The sequence below is a fragment of the Phytoactinopolyspora alkaliphila genome (genome assembly GCF_010550695.1).
Lineage (GTDB): Bacteria > Actinomycetota > Actinomycetes > Jiangellales > Jiangellaceae > Phytoactinopolyspora > Phytoactinopolyspora alkaliphila.
Genome location: NZ_JAAGOB010000001.1, coordinates 396,207 through 416,689 on the forward strand (window position 1 = coordinate 396,207; position 20,483 = coordinate 416,689).

The 20,483-nt window shown below is 66.7% G+C and carries 19 protein-coding genes; 10 read left to right on the top strand and 9 right to left on the bottom strand.

The window, feature by feature from the left end; all coding sequences use genetic code 11:
* Nucleotides 1-24: 24 nt before the first annotated feature.
* Nucleotides 25-1,524, bottom strand: coding sequence for an MFS transporter (locus G1H11_RS01680; RefSeq protein WP_216843335.1), 1,500 nt, complete (start codon nucleotides 1,522-1,524; stop codon nucleotides 25-27).
* Nucleotides 1,525-1,938: 414 nt separating this feature from the next.
* Here G1H11_RS01680 and G1H11_RS01685 point away from each other — a divergent pair, with 414 nt between their 5' ends.
* Nucleotides 1,939-2,532: an N-acetyltransferase gene (locus G1H11_RS01685; RefSeq protein WP_163815399.1), complete on the top strand. Its 594-nt coding sequence runs from the start codon at nucleotides 1,939-1,941 to the stop codon at nucleotides 2,530-2,532.
* 240 nt (nucleotides 2,533-2,772) lie between these two features.
* Here G1H11_RS01685 and G1H11_RS01690 read toward each other — a convergent pair whose 3' ends face one another.
* On the bottom strand, nucleotides 2,773-4,341 hold the full coding sequence (locus G1H11_RS01690; protein WP_163815401.1) for an alpha-amylase family glycosyl hydrolase: 1,569 nt from the start codon (nucleotides 4,339-4,341) through the stop codon (nucleotides 2,773-2,775).
* A gap of 382 nt (nucleotides 4,342-4,723) precedes the next feature.
* Between G1H11_RS01690 and G1H11_RS01695 the strand changes: the two genes are divergently transcribed.
* Nucleotides 4,724-5,302 carry a dihydrofolate reductase family protein gene (locus tag G1H11_RS01695; protein WP_163815403.1) on the top strand — a complete coding sequence of 193 codons (579 nt, stop codon included), beginning with the start codon at nucleotides 4,724-4,726 and terminating at the stop codon, nucleotides 5,300-5,302.
* Nucleotides 5,303-5,575: 273 nt separating this feature from the next.
* Nucleotides 5,576-6,826 (top strand): ice-binding family protein, encoded by a 1,251-nt coding sequence (locus tag G1H11_RS01700; protein WP_163815405.1) that lies wholly within the window; start codon nucleotides 5,576-5,578, stop codon nucleotides 6,824-6,826.
* Nucleotides 6,827-6,980: 154 nt separating this feature from the next.
* Here G1H11_RS01700 and G1H11_RS01705 read toward each other — a convergent pair whose 3' ends face one another.
* Genes G1H11_RS01705 through G1H11_RS01715 form a run of 4 tightly spaced genes read right to left on the bottom strand, consistent with a single transcriptional unit; the run spans nucleotide 6,981 to nucleotide 8,447 of the window.
* The gene (locus G1H11_RS01705; protein ID WP_163815407.1) at nucleotides 6,981-7,547 is read right to left on the bottom strand and encodes a CGNR zinc finger domain-containing protein; all 567 of its coding nucleotides are present in this window, start codon (nucleotides 7,545-7,547) and stop codon (nucleotides 6,981-6,983) included.
* Entirely contained in the window at nucleotides 7,544-8,122 is a 579-nt protein-coding gene (locus G1H11_RS01710) for a GNAT family N-acetyltransferase (protein ID WP_163815409.1), read from the bottom strand. Before G1H11_RS01710 ends, G1H11_RS01705 begins: the two co-directional genes overlap by 4 nt.
* Nucleotides 8,119-8,247 (bottom strand): hypothetical protein, encoded by a 129-nt coding sequence (locus tag G1H11_RS26270; protein ID WP_281352194.1) that lies wholly within the window; start codon nucleotides 8,245-8,247, stop codon nucleotides 8,119-8,121. The genes G1H11_RS01710 and G1H11_RS26270 overlap by 4 nt, the downstream gene beginning before the upstream one ends.
* Complete coding sequence (locus G1H11_RS01715; protein WP_216843336.1) at nucleotides 8,244-8,447, bottom strand: alpha/beta fold hydrolase; 204 nt, start codon at nucleotides 8,445-8,447, stop codon at nucleotides 8,244-8,246. The genes G1H11_RS26270 and G1H11_RS01715 overlap by 4 nt, the downstream gene beginning before the upstream one ends.
* 343 nt (nucleotides 8,448-8,790) lie before the next feature.
* Here G1H11_RS01715 and G1H11_RS01720 point away from each other — a divergent pair, with 343 nt between their 5' ends.
* Nucleotides 8,791-11,124: a S8 family serine peptidase gene (locus G1H11_RS01720; protein ID WP_163815411.1), complete on the top strand. Its 2,334-nt coding sequence runs from the start codon at nucleotides 8,791-8,793 to the stop codon at nucleotides 11,122-11,124.
* A 153-nt stretch (nucleotides 11,125-11,277) separates the two neighbouring features.
* Here the strand turns inward: G1H11_RS01720 and G1H11_RS27365 are convergent, their stop codons facing one another.
* On the bottom strand, nucleotides 11,278-11,379 hold the full coding sequence (locus G1H11_RS27365; protein ID WP_425501174.1) for a hypothetical protein: 102 nt from the start codon (nucleotides 11,377-11,379) through the stop codon (nucleotides 11,278-11,280).
* Between G1H11_RS27365 and G1H11_RS01725 the strand changes: the two genes are divergently transcribed.
* Nucleotides 11,363-11,590: an FCD domain-containing protein gene (locus G1H11_RS01725; protein WP_216843337.1), complete on the top strand. Its 228-nt coding sequence runs from the start codon at nucleotides 11,363-11,365 to the stop codon at nucleotides 11,588-11,590. The genes G1H11_RS27365 and G1H11_RS01725 overlap by 17 nt on opposite strands.
* 63 nt (nucleotides 11,591-11,653) lie before the next feature.
* Here the strand turns inward: G1H11_RS01725 and G1H11_RS01730 are convergent, their stop codons facing one another.
* Nucleotides 11,654-12,826 carry an MFS transporter gene (locus G1H11_RS01730; protein ID WP_163815413.1) on the bottom strand — a complete coding sequence of 391 codons (1,173 nt, stop codon included), beginning with the start codon at nucleotides 12,824-12,826 and terminating at the stop codon, nucleotides 11,654-11,656.
* A 54-nt stretch (nucleotides 12,827-12,880) separates the two neighbouring features.
* Between G1H11_RS01730 and G1H11_RS01735 the strand changes: the two genes are divergently transcribed.
* The 5 genes from G1H11_RS01735 to G1H11_RS01755 all read left to right on the top strand — a co-directional run bounded on the left by G1H11_RS01735 (nucleotide 12,881) and on the right by G1H11_RS01755 (nucleotide 18,981).
* Nucleotides 12,881-13,627, top strand: coding sequence for an AraC family transcriptional regulator (locus G1H11_RS01735; RefSeq protein ID WP_163815415.1), 747 nt, complete (start codon nucleotides 12,881-12,883; stop codon nucleotides 13,625-13,627).
* Nucleotides 13,628-13,682: 55 nt separating this feature from the next.
* Complete coding sequence (locus G1H11_RS01740) at nucleotides 13,683-15,422, top strand: bifunctional 3'-5' exonuclease/DNA polymerase (RefSeq protein ID WP_163815417.1); 1,740 nt, start codon at nucleotides 13,683-13,685, stop codon at nucleotides 15,420-15,422.
* Between the two features lie 85 nt (nucleotides 15,423-15,507).
* Nucleotides 15,508-16,140, top strand: coding sequence for a class I SAM-dependent methyltransferase (locus G1H11_RS01745; protein ID WP_216843338.1), 633 nt, complete (start codon nucleotides 15,508-15,510; stop codon nucleotides 16,138-16,140).
* Between the two features lie 76 nt (nucleotides 16,141-16,216).
* Nucleotides 16,217-17,755 (top strand): HD domain-containing phosphohydrolase, encoded by a 1,539-nt coding sequence (locus G1H11_RS26775; RefSeq protein ID WP_163815420.1) that lies wholly within the window; start codon nucleotides 16,217-16,219, stop codon nucleotides 17,753-17,755.
* A 44-nt stretch (nucleotides 17,756-17,799) separates the two neighbouring features.
* Nucleotides 17,800-18,981, top strand: coding sequence for an MFS transporter (locus G1H11_RS01755; RefSeq protein ID WP_163815422.1), 1,182 nt, complete (start codon nucleotides 17,800-17,802; stop codon nucleotides 18,979-18,981).
* A gap of 9 nt (nucleotides 18,982-18,990) precedes the next feature.
* On the opposite strand, the gene argG is transcribed toward G1H11_RS01755, so the two are convergent.
* Nucleotides 18,991-20,436, bottom strand: coding sequence for an argininosuccinate synthase (gene argG / locus G1H11_RS01760; RefSeq protein WP_163815424.1), 1,446 nt, complete (start codon nucleotides 20,434-20,436; stop codon nucleotides 18,991-18,993).
* Nucleotides 20,437-20,483: the final 47 nt, after the last annotated feature.

A 20,483-nucleotide genomic window follows, 5' to 3' on the forward strand; every position in this document is an offset into this window, starting at 1 on the left:
GCGATGCAAGTTCTGGAACGAACGTCAGCCGGCGTGGAGGGCAGCCGAGCGTCGGGTGAAGATCAGTCGAGCCACGATGATCGAGAGCACGAGGCACAGCCCGCCGACGCCGAGCTGGGTCATGTGCCAGGACCACGTAAACGCGGCCAGTTCTGCGGTTGCATCACTGCTGACCTCGCCTGCACTTACGGCCGCGGCGTGGGTCGTGTCGCCGAGCTTGGCGGCGAGGAGGCCGATCAGGGTGGCGCTGAATGCGGCGATCACGAGGGCTTCTGCCGCGCCTCGCAGTGTGTTGAGGAACCCGGCCGCCATGCCGACGGAGTCGGCAGGAACGAGGCTCATGGCCTGCCCATCTGTGATCCCGAACGAGGTGCCCATGCCGGTACCGATCATCAGCAGCGGGCCGGCGACGATGGCGACGGTGTGCTCGGCGCTGAGCGCCATCAGCCACAGGTTCCCAACCACGACGAGCGCCAAGGCGATAAGGATCAACAGGCGGGCCGGTGCGCCCCTGTTCACCAGGGTTACGGCGATCATGGGCATGACCAGCACGGGTGCGGTCAGCAGCAGCATCGTCGCGCCGGTGACTGCCGGCGATAGACCGGCAGCGGTCTGCAGGTAGGTGGGAAGGAACACCAGGACGCCGAGGAAGCCGATCGATGTGGTCAGTGTCGCCAGGCACCACCCGGTGAATCCGCGATTGGCGACCAGAGAAGGCGCGAGCACGGGGGAGGCGCTGCGGCGTTGCGCGGCACTGAAGAGAACCAAGGCGATCAGGCCGGCGACTGCGGCGATCACGATGATCGGATGAGTCCAGCCCAGCGCGCTGGCCTCCAGAAGAGCGAACATCAGCAGGGTGAGCGCAGCGACGAACAGCAGGCTCCCTACCCAATCGGTGCGACCGGCGCCGATCGCGCGCGACTCGCGGGCACGGGTCGCGCCGAGTGCGATGAGAAGACCGACGACCGTGAACACCGCGAAGCTGCCCCGCCACCCGGTGGCGCTGATCAGGACGCCTGACATCGTCGGGCCGACCGCTATGCCAATCCCTGCCATCGTGCCCATCAGGGCGAACACTCGGTTGCGCGCCTCACCGTCGTAGCAGGAGGCGAGCAGGGCACCGCCGGCCGCCATGATTCCGGCACCCCCGGCACCGGACACGATCCGGGCGATATCGAGGAACACGATCGATGGGCTCACCGCCGCCGTGAGGAATCCGACTGCGAAGACCAGTGCGGCGACGATGAACACTCGACGTCGCCCGACCCGATCAGCGGTCGAGCCCGCGACGAGCGTCATGGCCGCGAAGGCGAGGTTGTAGCCGGCGACGACCCAGTGCAACGGTGACCCGGATGTGTCCAGGTCGCGTCCGATGCTCGGCAGTCCGACCGCGGTGCCCGAGATCGACATCGCGACCAGAACCACTCCGACGAGGACCACCGAAAGCGTCAACGGGGAGGATCGATCCGCTGCTGTCGCCGGCGCTGCCGAGATAGGTGAGGACTCGGATGTTGTGGTGTCCATGCTCTTCGCCTTCGTGCAGGAGACGTGTCATCCAAGAGCCCACCAGCTCAACTGCGATTGAGGGCAAACGAGGTGGCTAGCGCGGTACAGACCTAGCTCTCAACTGTGCGCATCGCATCCAGCAGCTCGCCGTAGCCGGCAGCGTGGAACGCCAGGTCTTGCGCTCGAGCCGCCAGCGCTGCCCCAGAACAGGGTGTCCCTGGTGGGTAGCCCACGACGTCCGGGTCTGACCATAGAACGGATGGGGATCAAGCCACGGTGGCGGCAGGGTCGACTCTCGACCGGCGTTCTGAGCGGTCAAAAACCGGTGGGATCATCGAGGACCGGCGGATACGCTCTAACCCCAGCCGCCCCCGTGCGGCTCGTGGCGACCTCATCTCTACCGACAGTCGACCGACGCGCAGGAGTGACGACGTGCCTTTCGCGAACCTGGAGTTCGATGTCCCCGAAGGCCTGACTGCTGAGGACTTCATTCTCCGGCCGATCGTGGCCGCTGATGCCGAGCTGGACTACGCGGCGGTGATGGAGAGCAAGGATTACCTGCGAACGTGGGAGCAGTCGAGTTGGCCCGAAGACGACTTCACCGTGGCCGCCAACCGGGAAGACTTGGAGAAGCTCGAGCACCGGCACGCAAACCGCCAGGCGTTCACCTACACGATGATGAATCCGGCTGGCACGGAATGTCTCGGCTGCGTCTATGTCATGTCGTCCGATTCGCCGATGTTCGCCCAGGCGCGCATCACTGCGGTGGCGAACCGTCGTTGGGATGATTACAAAGCTGCGGTCTACTTCTGGGTTCGCAAGTCTCGGCTGGAGACGGCGATGGATCGTGTGCTGCTTGACGCACTGCGCGTGTGGTTTGGGCGGGACTGGAACCTCGGGGGCCATCTCATCGTCACCAACGAACAGTTCACTCAGCAGGTCAGCATGATCCAAGACACCGACCTTCAGCTGCGTTTCGAGATTGAGGAACCCGGCAAGCCCGGCCGATATCTCGCCTACGATTAGGCGAGCACACCGTGCCCTTTTGGAGCGTTTTCGCGCTGCTGATGAGGTCGAGGCTGCAGACTAGCTGTGGGTAGTGGGGGAGAGGACGAAGGTGCTCATCGAGTTGCCTTGTGCGGCTCGCTCTACCCGGTCTTGCCAATGCTGGTCCGGCTGGTGGACCGCGTCGTCGTATTGCTCGATGAATGCGAGTGAGGAATCCTTCAGCGCGGTTCCGAGAAGCTCATCAGTCGAATCGACTCTTTACTTGCTGAGAATCACAGCTTGACCGGCGCTGAGCTTGTGCAACGGGCTGAGCGGTGCGGGGGAGTCGAGCACGGGTGGCTGGTCGGTGTCGAAGACGCAGGTCCAGGCGGATGTGTCGAACGGGGGCGGTTGGGCGTGGCCGGAGAGGTTGGCAATGACGGCGATCCGGCCGGAGCGATAGGCGATCATCTCGTTGGTCGTCTCGAACCATTCGACGCTGTGGTCTCTCAGCTGGGCCAGGCGTCGTCGCGCGTGCAGCAGGCGACGGGTGACGGACCAGCACGACGCCGGGTCGAGGCGTTGGGCGGCAACCGTGTCGGACGGATCGCGGGAACCGAAAGGCAACCGCGCGCGCTCCGCGGTGGTGAAGCCCAACGTTGCTGATGGTTCCCAGGGCATGGGTGTGCGTGCACCCTCGCGGCTCATGGCACCGCCGGTGGTGCGTGCCAGTGAATCGTGATGCTTGCTCGCCGGGATGACGGCGTCGGTGAGGCCGAGCTCTTCGCCGTAGTAAAGGGATGGGATGCCCGGCAGCCCCATGGTCAGCGTCGCGATCGCCAAAACGCGTCGTCGTCCCTCGGCTGTGTCCTCGCGGGCAGGCGCGCCGGTGTCACTCGTGGTGATTGCGGCGGTGTACCGGCTGACGGCACGTGGTCGACCGTGGCGGCTCTGCGTCCACGACAGGTGGGGGGATGCCGTGGACGCGGCTCGTAGCATGTCGGCGACGAGTGACGGTTCGCCGTCGGCTTCCGCCAACCCGAACCAGAACGCGCTGTGAAGGCCGCCGTCGTGCATGTACGTGGTCAAACGGTCGAGTTCGAGGACGCCCATCTCGCCCACCAGCAGCGCGTCGTAAGCATCGGCGATCCGGCGCCACCGGCGATGGATGGCCGCAGTCTCTGGCACTTGGTCGGCGTCGAGTAGAGGGTCGCCGGGCAGGTCGGCGTGCTTGGTGGTGAAATGCGCGGCGTCGATGCGGAAGCCGTCAAGACCGCGGTCTAGCCAGAACCGGAGAATCTGGTCGAACTCCTCGGCGACGGCTGGGTTTGCCCAGTTCAGGTCAGGTTGATGGGGGGTGTTGAGGTGCAGGTAGTACTGTCCGGTGCCGCGGTCGAGTGTCCAGGCTGGCCCGCCGGTGTGGGAGAGCCAGTTGTTGGGCGGTCCGCCGTCGGGCGCGGGATCGTGCCAGATGTAGTAGTCGCGATAGCGTGCATCGCGGGCATTGGCGAACCACGGGTGCTCGTTGCTGGTGTGAGTGACGACGAGGTCGGCGACGACGTGCATCCCGCGAGTGTGCGCCGCGTCCAGAAGTGCGTCGACGTCTGCGAGGGTGCCGTAGCGCGCGTCCACGTCGCGGTAGTCGGCGACGTCGTTGCCGTGGCCGCGCATCGGCGACGGGAAGAATGCACTGATCCAGAGCACGGAAACCCCGAGGTCATGCAGGTAGTCCAGACGCTGATGAAGACCGGGCAAGTCGCCCCAGCCGTCCCCGTCGCTGTCCTGGAACGACGGGACGTACACCTCGTAGCCGACGGCGTCGAGCCACCATGGACGGTCGTTGGGCATTGGGGTGAACCTCACGGTCAGAGGATGGGAAGGCGATCCAGCCGGCAACGAAATGATCCCACCACAGATCCCACACATGACTCGCGGCCGAGGGCAGCGAACACCGAGGCCAAGGAAGCCCGGCATGTCGGACGGGGGAGTCGCCAAGGGGGCCGGCCACGCGACGCGCATGCCGACCTGGCCATCTTCATCCGTAAGCTCGTCACCGGAGGACCGATCAATACGCGTACCACAGACAAGGCCGTCGACATGCTCCTACGTGGAATCGCCCGAACCCACCGATGATGGCATCCGGGCGGTGAGTTTTCGCTGTCCCGCTTGTCTGCCCTTGTGATGAAGCAGCGAAGACAACGCTGCATAGCTGGGCGGAGGAGAGAACATCGTGAGCGCTGTCGTGATGCACAACGTGGTATCAGTGGACGGATTTATCGCCGATGACAATGACGACGTCGGTCCGCTGTTCGAGTGGTACTTCAACGGCGACGCCGACCTGGTCGACGGTGGCCCGTTCAAGGTGTCTCAGGTATCGGCTGACTACGTCCGAGCCATATGGGACGGCATCGGCTCGATGGTGATCGGGCGGCGCCTGTTCGACATCACGAACGGCTGGGAGGGAAAGCCACCGGCCGGCGAGCACGTTGTCGTGGTGTCGCACCGGCCCAAGCCGGACGGATGGCACCCAGAAGCGTCGTACCACTTCGTCGACGACGTAGCAGTGGCGGTGGCGAAGGCGAAGGAGCTTGCGGGCGACCGCAATGTGGCGGTGGCGGCTGGCGACGCCGGCGGGCAGGCTCTCGATCTGGGCCTGGTCGACGAGGTGGCGATGGATGTTGTGCCGGTGGTGTTCGGCTCCGGGAAGCGGTACTTCGGGCCTGTCGAAGGCCAGCACCTGCTTGAGGACCCTGACGTCGTCATTCGCGGCAACCGAGTGCTGCACCTGAGTTATCGGGTTCGCCGCTAACAGGGCTTGACCGTGGCGCCCGTTCACCGCGGAGGTGTGGAGGTGCGCAGAATTGCATAGCGAAGGGGCACCTCCAGTCACAATGATGGACCACCATTATGCGAGGTTTGTGCGCATTCTCAGGAGGAAACTTCCATCTTTCTCAGATTTTTACGCCTCTAAGGGTTGCCTTTGCGCAGGGCTCTGATTTAGTTCATTTAAGCATGCTTTACGCCCGGCGTTCTTCGCCAAGACGTGAGCCATGGGGGAATCTCAAAGAAAGGGGCCATTTCTATGGCCGATACATCGACTCGTCGGGCTCGGCTCGGGGCGCGGGCGGGATTGGCGGCGCTCGGAGTTGTGAGTCTTATCGCGCTCCCATTGATCTTCACCCAGAATGTCGCGAGCGCGGCTGAAGCTCCGGTGGGGTTGGGCACCGCCGGCGACTTCTCGGTTCTGGCCGGTGCCACCGTCACCAATACCGGTTCGACTTACATGGAGCAGAATCTCGGAGTGCATCCGGGCAATACTGCGCCGGGGTTCCCGCCGGGAACCGTCGAAGGGGAGATGCATCTGGGCGACGCGGTGGCTTTGCAGGCGAAGGACGACCTGACCACCGCTTACAATGACGCGGCCGGTCGGACACCTTTCACCAATCTGCCGGCGGAGCTCGGTGGCACGACTCTCACAGCCGGTGTCTACCGGATTTCGGCCGCACAGGTTACTGGGCAGTTGACTCTCGACGCCCAGGGTGATCCTGAGGCAGTGTTCATCTTCCAGGTCGACAGCACGCTGATCACGGCATCGAACAGCAGTGTGGTCCTGGTGAACGGGGCGTCGCCGTGCAACGTGTTTTGGCAGATCGGCAGTTCGGCGACTATCGGCACCGATACCACGTTCATCGGCACGATCATGGCCATGGCCTCGATCACGATGCAGACCGATGCCACCCTGGAGGGACGGGCGCTGGCTCAGACCGCTGCTGTCACCCTCGACACCAACACCATCACCCACGGCGACTGCGAGCCTCCAGACGGCGACGAGGACGGGACCGAAGACGGGACTGAAGACGGCGACGAGGACGGGACCGAGGACGGCACCGAAGACGGGACTGAAGACGGCGACGAGGACGGCACCGAAGACGGCGACGAGGACGGGACCGAGGACGGGACTGAAGACGGCGACGAGGACGGGACCGAGGACGGCACCGAGGACGGGACCGAGGACGGGACTGAAGACGGCGACGAGGACGGCACCGAGGACGGGACCGAAGACGGGACTGAAGACGGCGACGAGGACGGCACCGAAGACGGCGACGAGGACGGCACCGAGGACGGGACCGAAGACGGGACTGAAGACGGCGACGAGGACGGCACCGAAGACGGGACCGAAGACGGCACCGAAGACGGGACCGAAGACGGGACCGAGGACGGCGACGATCTGCCGGACACAGGCAGTGGTTCGTTATCCATCCTGACGGTGGCAGGTGCGCTCGCCTTGGTCGGCGGATTACTCCTTTACCTGCAGCGGCTCAGGCGAGCGTGAACGCCTGAGACCTGGAAGCCGTGGACGTGTCAACGCATTGGTTCGCTATGCGCCCGGACCGAGGGGCGGCGGAGGGTTCGCTGAACCGTGAGCGCGGATCACCCAACCGTGATCGCGGCCGTCGCGCCTCCGGCTGCCGGAGCCGCGTAGCTGGTCAGACGTGAGAGGAGCGGTAGCGTGCCGCCTTCGCCTGGTTCCCGCAGGTTTTCATGCTGCACCACCGGCGACGCCGGCTGCGGGACGTGTCGATGAAGAACCAGCCGCAGCGATCGCAGGCACGCACCGGCAGGGACGATGGACTCAGTGCCAGTCTGATTCCGTACAGAGCGAGCACGGTCAGCGTCCCCTGAGCAGTGAGGGGCGTCGCGGAACCGTCTGAGCCCACGGTGACGTCGCTACCGACGCCCCGACGCGCCGCGTCGAGGAGATCGGCGAGGGCGTTTGCGGGTAGCTCGCGTCCTTCCGCGCGTGCCTCGAAGACCGCCCAGAAGAGCTCGCGTAACCGGCGTGCCTGGCGCAGTGCTGCCTGAGAGTCCTCAAAGGGGTCTCGTGCGTCGTCGGGCAGCAGTTCGGTGTGACGGAGCCAGGCGGTGAGGGCGTCGATGTTGTTGAGAAGGTCGGCGCCCATCTCCGGTGTGCGGCGGTAGACGGTGTTCGCGAAGTCGAGTGCGACGTCGCCGGCGATGAAGTGGTCGTCGGTCCAGGCGGTGGCACTGCTCATCGCAGTGAGTATCGCATCACGGGGCGGTCTTTTCGAGGGCGAGCGACCTCGGTGAAGCCGGAGGCAAGGAACGCGCTGGCGATTCCGGTCATTGCGTTGTCCGGGCCAGCCTTGCGTCCTTTGGCCGGTTCCACGGGGTACGCCTCGACCGTTCGTGTCTCGGCGGTTTCGGCGAGGTACTCACACACTGCGGTGATCAGCGCAGAACTCAAGCCTTCCTCGCGATGACCTTTCTTGACGAGCAGGCACGTCAGGGAGATGACCGGCTCGTCGTCGATGGGTTTCATCAGTGAGGAGCGCTGCATGCGGGGGAAGTCCGAGCGGTCGCCGAACGCACACCAGGCGATCGGTTCGTCATCGACGTAGGCCACGACCCCCGGTGGCGTCTTGTGTCCGGCGAGATTCCGCATCGCCGCCTTGTTGCCGTCGCCCTTGCCCTCCATCCATTCCTCCATGCTCAGGCGCCAGTGCATGCACCAGCAGCCGCGCGCTCCGCCGTTGGTACCCATGACGCTCTCGAAGTCGTCCCAGGTGTCTGCCGTCAGGGGCCTGACTGTGATGTCCACGGTGTTCACGACTGAACCTCCGCGTGGTTGAGGACGTCACCGAGGAAGGTCACGAGCTGTGCCGCGACTTCGGTGGCGTGCGTCTCCAGCATGAGGTGCCCAGCGTCGTAGATGTGGGCTTCGAAGGCAGTCATGTCCCTGAGCCGGGCATGTCCGGCGCGATCGCGCACACGCGCTCGCCCAGTGCCGGGAGCACGTCGCGGAAGCAGTGCGACGAGCTGGGATAGCCGTGGAGGAGGAGAACCGCGGTCGACGACGGCTCGCCTGCCTCCCGGTAGTGCAGCTTGAGGCCTTCCACTTCACGGTACAGATGCCTTGTCTTTCCCGGGCGCATCGAGGACTCCCTTCGAGTCTGATCTTCCCCGTTCTCATACGTAACCGTATTACCCGACTTTAACAGTTACTAACGCCAGAGCTGTCAGACTCCGTGGACCGCGCTCAGACCTATGTAGCGCGGCTTCCTGTGCCGGCCCTGGCTGGCCGCATGCGCACGGTCTGGATCCAGCGAACCGGGCCGCGCCCCGCCAGAGCGTGCATAGACCATCAAAGGTCCAGAGCGTTGAGCGAGCTGGCCGTCAGTGGGCGAGTGGCCTGCCGTAGGATCTGCTCCTTCCGCTGGATAAAGAGGGACGATGGTTGTGCGAGTTTCGGCTGATCGGCGCGTTCGGGCTGGTGCGGTGAGCGCGTTCTGTGCGGTGTTCGTCGTGGTCTCGTGTACCGGCGGTGACAGCCAGTCGTCCGCCGATGACGAAGCGTCGTCGGATCGGCCGGCGCGCGCTGACTCGTCGATCGAGATGACCGAGGTGACCGCAGAGCTCGTCGACGGCGCGGTCAGCTTGACGTGGGACCCCGTCGACGATGCCACCCAGTACGTCCTTGGCGGGGTTGACGACGACGTCGCGGTGCCCGCCGGCCTTTGTGGTGACGGCTGCGCGCTGACCGTGCTGCCGGAGATCATCCGCCCTGATGGCGAGATCCCCGTGAGCGCTGCCACGGCGGACGGGGCCTTTTCCGAGCCGTTCGTGGTGGTGGTCGATCTGCCGGACCATCCCGATGAGGATGACGAGTTGAGCGAGGACAAGCTCGAGGTCCTTCTCGTCTATGGCTGGGATGCCACCGTGGAGGGTTCGTCGCCCGAGGTGGAGGTTGTACCGGTCGATTCGCTTGAGGAGGCCGAGCGGATCATCGAAGAGGCGATGGAACCGGATTCGGGTGTGGTCTCCGCGTCGTTGAACCTGCCGGTCGGCACATCGGCCGGTAGCGGGCCCGCATCGTCAGGCTCCGCACTGTCCACGTGGTACGCGGACGCGATGAGATATGACGTGTTGCCGGGGAATCCACGTGGGGACGGCGTCCTCGTGGGGACCATTGAGGCGGTAGGGGTGGACTCGAGCCATCCCTCGTTGGCCGGGGCGGTACGGGACGGGCGGCACGTCGACTACTGGCTCCTCACCAGCGCCTCCGACGACGATGACCAGGCCGAAACCGCCTCTGATGGAGTGCACAACGGTGTCTCCGATCCGGGGGTGCACGCGACCGCCGTCGCGTCTCTCGTCGTCGGGCAGCCCGCCGGCGCGGTGCCCGGTATCGCACCGGGTGCCGAGATCTACCCGGTCAACATCGGCGACGGGAGCGAAGCCGACATGGTGCGGGGCATCATCATGGCCGTTGACGCCGGCGTCGACATCATCAACATCTCGATGGTGATCGGATGCAAGTCTGTGTTGTGGCTGACGAGCTGTCCCAACGGCGTGGCCGCGGCAACTGACTACGCGGAGAGTAAAGGCGTCATCGTGGTCGCTGGTGCTGGCAACAACGGCGGCGGGGAAGGGTGTGGCGGGTCAACCAATGCGGACCAGTGGCCGGCCGTCCTCGACACGGTGATCTCCGTTGGCGGCTACGCGCCGTCGGGGGAGGTGTACTCGTGTTCGCCTGATCGGCCCGATGTGGACGTGCTCGCACCAGCGGTTCGGATGCTGATCGCCGACGTGGATCGTCGTGACACGAGCAGCAAATACGCGGTCGGCAGCGGCACGTCGTTCGCGGCTCCGCTGATCAGTGGTCTGCTGGCAATCGTCCTGGCTGAAAGGCCCGATCTCACCCCCGCGCACGTCCGCTCGCTGCTCACGCAGTGGCGGGACGACGTGGGCAGAATCGACGTCATCGCCGTGCTGGCGTGGCTGGGGTTGATCGACGATCCAGCAGCTTTCGGTCTCGACGACGTCGCCGCAGTGACCCCGTACACGGTGCGCCTGGATTTCGACGACGTCGAGCCGATCGCCGGCCTCGTGGACCGGGTGTCGCATCTGCCCGAGATCATCACCACTCATGGCCGGGGTGGCCAGCATCGTGACCAGCGCGAAGGCGTGTGGAACTACACCGACCACAGCGTTTGGGAGATCACCGGCACCATCTTCCTGCTCAGCGATGGGAACGTCGAGGCGACAGGCGCCTGGCGGGGCACGTGGCCCGGCCGGGACGGCAAACCTCGCACGCCGGGGATGATGGTGCTCGACGGGTACCAAGCCTGGTGCCACGTGCCGATGATGCAGGGTGTCAGATCGCCGACCAAAGCGGTCCGGTGGGATATTCCCGTGCTGGTGGAGGCATCGCTGGTGCCTGGCACCAACCACCCTGGCCGACCGGCCGCGTTCGAGCTGAGCTTCTCCCTCGGGGTGGGTGCTACCAGTGATGAGGCCGGGGAGCTGCCCCTGCTCACCCTGCTCCACAACGACCTGGACCGATGTGAAGGATTCATCGGGCTGCATACCTCCGCAGCGCTCGACAGTCCGTGGCCCGAAATCACCCCCGTGTACGCGGAGTACTTCGACACGGTGGAACAGATCAACGAGGAATTGATCGCGGCCAGTCCGTTTACCCTGGATTCACCGGTCGTGTTCAGCGGCGATGGCACAGCGGCGGTCGTCGAGAACCCGGACATCAGCGTCGAGTACAACACGGACCCGGCGTGCCAGGTGATGGGACATCGAGGTGGCCGATGGTCGTGTTGATCGACGCACGTCACCATGTCCAGGCAGGCGGATGTTCGCCGTACCGCCGCTATGGCGGCCGGAAGATGGCGCATTTTCAGCGCGCCCGTGAATCGCTGGAGCATGTCGGGGTCGCTTGCCGTGACCGGCAGGGGCGGTCGATGCAGTACGCGATCACGCGTCCCACGCTGCGTATTCGTCTTGCTCTTCTGGAATCAGCAGCCAGCCGGCCGCATATGCCAGTACCGCGGCTCCCAAGGTGCAGACAGCGAGCATCACCGCGCCTAAGCGGACAATGGTGGCGTCGGTCCGGATCTTCCGTACTGCGGACGCTGGTGAGATCAAGCGGCTTTCCGACGCCGGACACCGCGCCGTCTTGCGTGCGCTGGAGACTCGTGATCCGGCAGGGGCGGCCGCAGCGGCGGCGACCCATGTGGCGCAGACCGAGGTATGGCTGCGCAAGCACCGGCCGCCTGCGGAGGGCTGACCGCCGGGCCGATCGAAAAGCCAGCATGTGCTTGACGTTCCTACATAACCAGTTTAGACCTTTTTAAGGGTTACTCTTGTGATCTCTGCCCCCTCTGGCGAGGAGGACGGCCGGTTCGGGCAGTGTCCGGAACAGTAGCCAGCTCAGGGCCGGCATCACGATCAGTGGCGACAGTGCGAGCTGGAGTGACGTGGCGTCGGCGACGCGGCCGATGACAGGCGCGAGCAGCCCGCCCACACTGACGGCCAGGCCGAGGGTGATTCCGCTGGCCGTGCCCACACGCGAGGGTAGGTAGTCTTGTGCCAGCGTGACCTGCAGCGAGAACGGGATGTAGAGCCCGACGGAGGCCAGCGCGACGAACAGGTACAGCGCCGGGCCGGGGACGGTTACGATGCCGGCGACAGCGACCGTGGTGGCCAAGTACGCTCGCCGGACTATCTGCACTCGGTCCCAGCGCCGGGCGAGCCGCCCGCCCAGGACCGTGCCGACGGCGCCGCCGAGGTAGAGAACGCACAACGCCGCCATCCCGGCGATGGGTCCACCGGACGCCCGTTGCTGGGCGTACACCGCGATGAACGTGCTCAGGCCGATGAAGGCGACCGACCGGCAGGCCACTGCCAATGACAGTTTGATGAATGAGCCGGTGTCGTCCGCCCGCGCTCGACCGGTTGAGCGCGGCTGGCGCACCGGACGGCCGAGCGCCCGCATTGCCGGAAGACACAGCGCACTGCCGGCGAGAGCGGGCACCATGAGAAGTGGGGAGAGACGCAAGCCGCCGGTGGCGATCACGGCCGCAACCACCAGTGGAGCCACAGCGAAGCCGACGTTGCCGCCGAGCGAGAACCAGCCCATGGCCGTGTGGCTGCCGTGGCTGGCGACGCGTGCCGCGCGGGCCGACTCCGGGTGGTACGCCGCGATGCCGATCCCGGACAGGGCGACGACCACCAACGTCAATGCGTAGGAGCCGGTGACTCCGCTCATCGCGATGCCGAGCCCACTGACGATCGTGCTCGCGGGAAGCAGCCACGGCAGCGCGCGCCGGTCGGTCAGCGTACCGAACAGGGGCTGTGCCACCGAGGAGAGCAGCGATGCAGCCAGGACGAGGCCAGATGCGGCGGCGTAGGTGTAGGCACGCTCGGCGATGAAGAAGGGGACGAGCGCGGCAACGGCGCCCTGGTATACATCCACACAGGCGTGTCCGGCCGACAGCAGCGTGATGGATCTGGTAGCTGGCATAAAGCCATGATCGATCCACACATCGCTGGCGCACTTCCGATAATCTGCCTATTTATGACGGAAACCCGCCACCTACCGGTGGCGCCCACCCGATCCCAGCGGCTGGCGCACGGATTGGCGATCGAGCCACACCGCCATGACGATCACCAGATCGTGTACGCGGCCCATGGCGTGTTGGCCATCACGACGGATTCCGGTTCATGGGTCGCTCCGGCAAACCGCGCCATCTGGGTACCGGCCGGAACCGTACATGCGCACCAGGCACACGGAGACATCGAACTGCATCTGGTCGGCTTGCCTGCCACGGAGAACCCGGCCGGCCTGAATCGGCCCACGGTGCTCAGCGTCACGGCCTTGTTCCGCGAGCTGATCCTCGCGTATACCCGCTCGACGGGCGACGACGGTCCGGCCCGCGAACGTCTGCTCGGGGTCTTGCTCGACCAGTTACGGGCCGCACCGCACCGGCCGGTCCACCTTCCGGCGCCATCCGATCCCCGGCTCGTGGAGCTTTGCGACATGTTGCGAGCCGACCCGGCCGACAGCCGTACGCTGGCCGCGCTGGGACGGCAGGTAGGGGCGAGCGAACGCACCCTGTCCAGACTGTTCAAAGCCGACCTCGGCATGACGTTCCCGCAATGGCGGACCCAGTTGCGCCTCTATCGGGCGCTGGTCCTGCTCGCCGAAGACGCCCCGGTCACCGCCGTGGCGCACGCGTGTGGATGGTCGTCGGCCAGCGCCTTCATCGACGCCTTCCGGCGCGCGTTCGGGCGCACTCCGGGTGTGCGAGCACCGGTACAGTGAAGCGTAGCCGGCCGGCGGTGCACACTCTGTCGGTGGTCGGGGGCAGGATGGTCGCGTGCAGCCTGTCGTGGTCCCGGAACCTGACGCCACTGTGCGCGTGGTCGGCCTGGACGCGCCCGATGGCCAGCGGCGGATCGCGGCAGCTGAGCTGGCTGCCGTGGTGCGCGGTGCCGAGACCGCGGCCGTGGTGGGCCCGCGGTGGACGTGGGACGACACGAATCGGTGGTATCCGTCGCTGCTGGCAGCGGGCGTCAGAGTCGAGCGGTCGCACGACTTGCGGTTGGCGCACCGTATCCTGCGGCAGTCGGTCCTCGTCTCGTGGCCGGAGCCGGCCACCACAGCTGCCGGGCCGTGGGACGGCATGCCACCCGCGCCGCTGGCCGCCGGGACTGCAGCAGGATCCGGCACGCCGGCGACGCTGTTCGCGAACCTGAGCCCGGCAGAGAAGACGCCTGAGGCGGATCCGCTCTCTGAACTCGACGTACAGAACGCTGCTGTCTCGGCATCACGCGCGGCGGGGCGGCTCCGGCTGCTTCTGGCGGCAGAGTCCGCGGGCGCCTTGGCCGCGGTGGAGCTGTTCCACGCCGGGCTGCCGTGGCGGCTCGACGTCCACGACGCGATCCTCACCGAGATCCTCGGGCCGCGGCCGCGATGGGGGGAACGGCCACAGCGATTGGAAGATCTCGCAGACCAGATCCGCGATGCGTTGGACGCCCCGCCCGGTCTCAACCCGGACTCTCCACGAGACCTGTTCAGGGCGATGGAACACGCCGGAGTCGGTGCGCGCAGCCTCCGCAAGTGGGAGTTGGAGCGGCTCGACCACCCGGTCATCAAGCCGCTGCTCGAGTACAAGTCGCTGTACCGGCTGCTGACCGCCAACGGGTGGTCCTGGCTGGATGCGTGGGTGCGCGGTGGACGGTTTCGCAGCGAGTACGTCGTCGGTGGCGTCGTCACGGGCCGGTGGGCGTCGAAAGGCGGGGGAGCACTCCAGATCCCGAAGAACGTGCGCCGGGCGGTGGTCGCGGATCCCGGCTGGACGTTTGTCATCGCCGACGCCGCTCAACTCGAACCGAGGGTGCTGGCCGGCATGGCGGGTGACGAGGCCATGGCTGCCGCCGGACGCGGAGGGGACGGCCGAGAAGCCGACATGTATGCGGGGATCGTGGCGTCCGGCGCGGTGGCGACGCGGGAGCTGGCCAAGGTCGGAATGCTCGGCGCCATGTATGGCGGGACCACCGGGTCCAGCGGCCAGGTGCTGCCGCGGCTCGCGAAGGCCTTCCCTCGTTCGCTCGCTTTCGTCGACGAGGCCGCGCGGGCGGGGGAGCGCGGCGAGGTGGTCACCACCCACCTGGGCCGCAGTTCGCCTCTGCCCGGCACGAGCTGGATGGAGGCGCAGGCGGGGGCGTACCAGGAGAACGCCGGCGAAGGCGAGGCGGCGCGGGCCAGGTCCTCTTCGCGTTCGTGGGGGCGCTTCACCCGTAACTTCGTCGTGCAGGGTACGGCCGCGGAGTGGGCGATGTGCTGGATCGCCTCGATCCGGCGACGGCTGTGGCGGCTGGGGCAGGCACCTGGCGCGGCGCACGTGCCAGTGCCGGAGCCGTTCGCCGCCCGCCCGCACCTGGTGCTCTTCCTGCACGACGAGGTCGTGATCCACACGCCGGCCACGATGGTCGAGGATGTAGCCGACGAGGTCAGGGCTGCCGCCGCTGAGGCGGGACGGCTCCTGTTCGCTGACTTCCCCGTGCAGTTCCCGTTGAGCGTCACCGTGGCCGATTGCTACGCCGACGCCAAGTGACCGGAGAGGGCGACGTCGAGTCGCGCCTTTGCTGATCTGGCAACACAGCTTGCGCGGACCGAACGTGCCGGTGATGCTGTGGCGTGTGAATGACACACATACTCTTGAGCAGTTCTGGGAGAGCCGCTACGCGGAATCCAGCCACATCTGGTCCGGGCGGGTGAACAAGACCTTCGCCGACGTCGTCTCCGGGCTACCTCCCGGACGGGCGCTGGATCTCGGCTGTGGCGAAGGCGGGGACGTCATCTGGCTGGCCCTGCGGGGATGGCAGGTCACCGGTGTAGACGTCTCGTCGACGGCGCTCGACCGGGCCGCGGAGGCGGCGGCCCGGTCCGGGGTCACCGACGGGCGCATCCAGTGGCTCATCCACGATCTCGCCTCGTGGACCGGCGACGATTCATACGACCTCGTGTCAGCCAGCTTCTTCCATTCGCCTGTCGAGATCCCTCGCGCGCAGATTCTTTCTCGCGCGGCTGGGCACGTGACGCCGGGCGGGCATCTGCTGATCGTCTCTCATGCCGACTTCCCGCCGTGGGCCACCGGACCCGCGACGGACGAGCATCGCTTCCTCACACCTACCGAAGAGCTCGACCAGCTTGATCTCGACCCGGTGGAGTGGGACGTGCGGATCGCCGAGACCCGGACCAGGGAGACCACGGGCCCGGACGGACAGGCTGCAGTGCTCGACGACGGAGTCGTGTTGTTGCGCCGTCGTTGACGAGCGGTGTCACCCTTTGATGAGGGGCCTGCCGATGCCGCTGACCCTGGCGCAACGGCCCCCAAGGAGTCACTATGTGAAGGTGTTCCGCCTGCTCGGGCTGCTCGGTGGGCTGGCAGCCGTCACGGATCTGGGAACGGGCGCCGCGCCGGATGAGTCGTTGCGGCGTTGCGTAGTGGCGTCACGGCTGGCTCGGGATGCGGGCTGCGGCGACGAGGGCGTGCGCGAGGTCGTCTATGTGTCGTTGCTGCAGCACCTCGGGTGCACCGCCTACGCGCACGAGTTGGCCCGCATCTGGGGTGACGAGATCACCGCCAACCGATTGGCCTTCCTGATGAACGAAGCCGACCCGTTCGACGTGCTGCGGGTTTTCGTCTCCGGCATGGCTGAGGCCACACACCGGTCGCGGATGGGCGTGTTGGCCACGACCGTACGGTCCATTCGGGAGGTCGATGCGAACGCCACGGCAGCCACCTGCGACGTCGCACGCGAGGCTGCGCGCAGGCTCGGTCTCGCGGGATCTGTTCAGAACTGCCTCGGTCACACGGTGTCGATGTGGAATGGCAAGGGTTATCCCAGGGTGGCGGGCCATGACATCCCGTTGGGTACGCGGCTGATGCACGTCGCGTCAGTTGCGGTGCTGTTTCTCTGCCACGCGGGGCCGGACGCGGCACTGGCCGAGGTGCGCCGGCGAAGCGGGAGCTATCTGGACCCGGACCTTGCCGAGCTCTTCGTATCGCGCGGGACGGAGCTTCTCACCGACGTGGAGACGACCGATGCCTATCAGGCGGTCCTGGACTGCGAGCCCGACCCGGTCGTCATGGTCGACGAGCCGGAACTGGAGGAGGTGACGCGAACGTTCGGTGATCTCGCGGACTTGAAGAGCCCGTGGCTGCGCGGACACTCGTCCGCCGTTGGGGAGCTCGCCGCAGTCGCGACAAGACTGCTCGGTCTCAACGACGACGTCCGGAACGTGCGGGTCGCCGGCTATTTGCACGACATCGGACGGGTCGCGATCTCGAGCCGCATCTGGGACAAGGCCGAGCCGCTGAGCGCGACCGAGCTTGACCAAGCGCGCCTCCACCCCTACCACAGCGAACGTGTGCTCGCGCGCGTTCCCCTGCTCTCACCCGTCGCCGCGCTGGCCGGACAGCATCATGAGCGATGCGATGGCAGCGGATACCACCGCGGCCTCACCAGTGACCGGATGACCATGGCGGCTCGGACCCTGGCCACCGCCGACGCGTACCGGGTCTTGGTCGAAGGACGTCCGGGAGCGCCTCCGATGCGCGCAGCGGCTGCGGCACAGCGCCTCCAGGACGAGGCACGGAAGGGCTGTCTCGACGGCGACGCGGTTCAGGCGGTTCTCGAGGCGACGGGCCACCGCCACCGGGCACGTCGGGTCCGGCCCGCGGGACTGACCGAGCGTCAGGTCGAAGTCCTCCAGCTGGTTGCCCGTGGGTTGTCGAATCGCGAAGTCGCGGATCGGCTCGTGATATCCCGGCGAACTGCCGAGAACCACGTGCAGGATGTGTACACCAAGATCGGCGTCTCCACCCGAGCGGCGGCCGCGTTGTTCGCGATGGAGCATGGCCTATTGAGCGAATCCAGGTAGATCTACTCATGCCGCCGGTGTCCGCTGAGGTCCACGCTGACGGCATGACCACTTCGACCGCATCGTCGCAGCCACGACCCGGCCAGGCGCGGGAGCGCTTGTTCACGCCGGCGTTCATCGGGCTGACCGTCGCCGACCTCGCATACTTCACCGCCGTCGGCATGTCCATCCTGCTCCTGCCGCTCTACGTCACGGGCCCGGTGGGGTCCGGCACTGCGGGCGCCGGAATCGCGTTCGGAGCGTTCGCGGTCTCAGCGCTCGTGCTTCGCCCGCTGGCCGGCCGCCTGACCGACCAGCTCGGGCGGCGGCCCTTGCTCCTGACCGGTGCCGCGTTGTGCGCGCTCTGCATGATCGCCACCGCGTATGTCGATGCTCTGGCGGCCGTAGTCGGTATCCGCCTCCTGCTTGGTGTCGCCGAGGCGGCGTTCGTCGTCGCGTCGTTCGCCGCGCTCGCAGACCTCGCGCCGCAGAGTCGCCTGGGCGAGGCCCTGAGCTACAACTCGCTGGGCCTGTACCTCGGCATCACCGTGGGCCCGTTTCTGGGCGACTTCCTGGTCAGCAGATGGGGGTTCATGATCGGTTGGTACGGCGCGGCCGGGCTGGCCCTGCTCGCGGTGCTGGTGATCGTCTACATCGGTGAGACTCAGATCGATCGCACGCTCCCGCGGCGGCGAGGCGGCCTGATCCACGTGAAGGCCATTCCGCCGGCCCTGGGCTTCTTCGCCTCCGTCGTGGCTATGGGTGCGTTTCTCGCATTCGCCGCCTTACACGCCGATGAGGTGGGCATGGGCCGCACTGGCACGCCGCTGGTGGTGTACGGCAGCGTCGTCGTGGTCGGCCGAATCGTGTTCGCGCAGGCCCACGACCGGTTCCCGCCGCTGGCGCTGGGCGCGGCCTCGATGCTGGGGATCGCGTCCGGTCTCGCCGTGATCGCGCTGTGGTCCACGCCGGCGGGCGTCGTTCTCGGGGCGGGCGTGCTCGCTCTCGGCGTCACCTTCAGCACACCCGCGTTCTTCTCCGCGATCTTCGCGACGGCCCGAGCGTCGGAGCGTGGCGCGGCCTCGGGTACCGCGAGCATGTTCCTCGACCTCGGCCTCGGGGGTGGCCCAATCCTGCTCGGGCTCGTGGCGAGCGCAGCGGGGATCCCGTGGGCCTTCGGCGTGGCGGCGATGGTGGCGCTGGCCGGCGGGGTGTGGACGGTGTCGTTGCGGTCACCCCACGCATGACCCTGCGGGTCAGTCGGTGCCGAATTCGATCGCCGCATGGTCGAGGAGCTCGTCGTCGGCGTTCACCTCGCCGCGTGAGGCGATCGCCTCGGCGCCGCCTTGAGGCATCTCGCCGATCAGCTCCGTGTGCGTGGTTGCCGCCCCGATTAGCTCGGCATGCGCGGTGCCGACGATGCCGAGCCCGGCATACTGCTCGAGCTTGGCCCGCGAATCAGCGATGTCGAGGTTGCGCATGGTGAGCTGTCCGATCCGGTCGAGTGGGCCGAAGGCGGAGTCCTCGGTGCGCTCCATGGAGAGCTTGTCCGGGTGATAGCTGAACGCCGGGCCCGTGGTGTCGAGAATCGAGTAGTCCTCGCCGCGGCGAAGCCGTAGCGTGACCTCGCCGGTGATCGCCGTGCCGACCCAGCGCTGCAGCGACTCGCGCATCATCAGCGCCTGCGGGTCGAGCCAGCGGCCCTCGTACATCAGCCGGCCCAGGCGGCGGCCCTCAGCGTGGTAGGTGGCGATCGTGTCCTCGTTGTGGATCGCGTTGACCAGCCGCTCATAGGCGGCGTGCAGCAGCGCCATGCCGGGTGCCTCGTAGATTCCCCTGCTCTTGGCTTCGATGATCCGGTTCTCGATCTGGTCCGACATGCCCAAGCCGTGCCGGCCTCCGATGGCGTTGGCAGTATTGACCAGGTCGACGGCTGAGGGGAACGACGCGCCGTTGATCGTCACCGGCCGGCCACGCTCGAAGCCGATCGTGACGTCCTCGGGAGCGATCTCCACCTCGGGGTCCCAGAACCGCACACCCATGATCGGCTCAACAGTCTCGATGGAGTTGTCGAGGTGCTCGAGGGTCTTGGCCTCGTGGGTGGCGCCCCAGATGTTGGCGTCGGTGGAGTAGGCCTTCTCCGCGCTGTCGCGGTAGGGGAGGTTGTGGGCCTGCAGCCACACGCTCATCTCCAGGCGGCCACCGAGCTCGGCGACGAAGGCCGGATCGAGCCACGGTTTGTAGATCCGCAGATTCGGATTGGCCAGCAGGCCGTAGCGGTAGAACCGCTCGATGTCGTTGCCCTTGAATGTGGACCCGTCGCCCCAGATCTGGACGTCGTCGTCGAGCATCGCACGCACCAGCAGCGTGCCTGTGACCGCCCGGCCCAGAGGTGTGGTGTTGAAGTAGGACCGTCCGCCGGAGCGGACGTGGAACGCGCCGCAGGTGAGAGCGGCCAAGCCTTCGTCGACGAGCGCGGCGCGGCAATCGACCAGCCGGGAGATCTCGGCACCGTACAGCTTGGCCCGCCCGGGAACCGAGTCGATGTCGGGATCATCGTACTGTCCCAGGTCAGCGGTGTACGTGCACGGTACCGCGCCCTTGTCGCGCATCCACGCCACGGCGACGGACGTGTCGAGCCCTCCGGAGAAGGCGACGCCGACGCGCTCGCCGACGGGCAGGGAAGGGATCACCTTGGACATGAGCAAAAGTATGCCGCACGAGACATTTATATGCAACACGGCAAGGA